The 384-nt window shown below is 35.4% G+C and carries 1 protein-coding gene; it reads left to right on the top strand.

Translation table 11 applies throughout. The features are described from left to right. Positions 1 to 207, top strand: a 207-nt coding sequence (locus FC90_RS09395; RefSeq protein WP_162258695.1) for a hypothetical protein, incomplete at its 5' end; no start/stop codon positions are given. Between the last annotated feature and the right edge of the window lie 177 nt (positions 208 to 384).

Here is a 384-nt window from a genome sequence, read left to right as displayed (position 1 = left end):
CCAGATCCAACACCTGAACCAGTCCATGTTATCAGTGGTAGTGAATCAAATAATTTAGGACTTTACGGTAGTTATGCAGCTGCTTCTGCTGCTGCTAATGCAGAATTAGATAGAGCAGACACTCCATACGATCATTTTACGATAGTTACAGTCTATTACTCAGATGGTAGTCAAAAATTTGCTTTAACTATGTCGAGCCAATGGTAAAAATTTAAAAAAATTTGCAGGCACAATACATTTGTATTGTGCCTTTTTGTGTGGGAGGAAATTCAATATGAATAGGATCAGAGCTGCACCTGACATATCTGTGTCAGGTGCTCTTTTTTTTAAAAAAAATAGAAATGGGGATACATCGTGTTAAAAAAATTTATTAAGAGTAAGGTT

Source organism: Latilactobacillus graminis DSM 20719 (genome assembly GCF_001436415.1).
GTDB lineage: Bacteria > Bacillota > Bacilli > Lactobacillales > Lactobacillaceae > Latilactobacillus > Latilactobacillus graminis.
The sequence above is the reverse complement of the archived record's forward strand: the minus strand, read 5'-3'. Positions and strand labels throughout refer to the sequence as shown.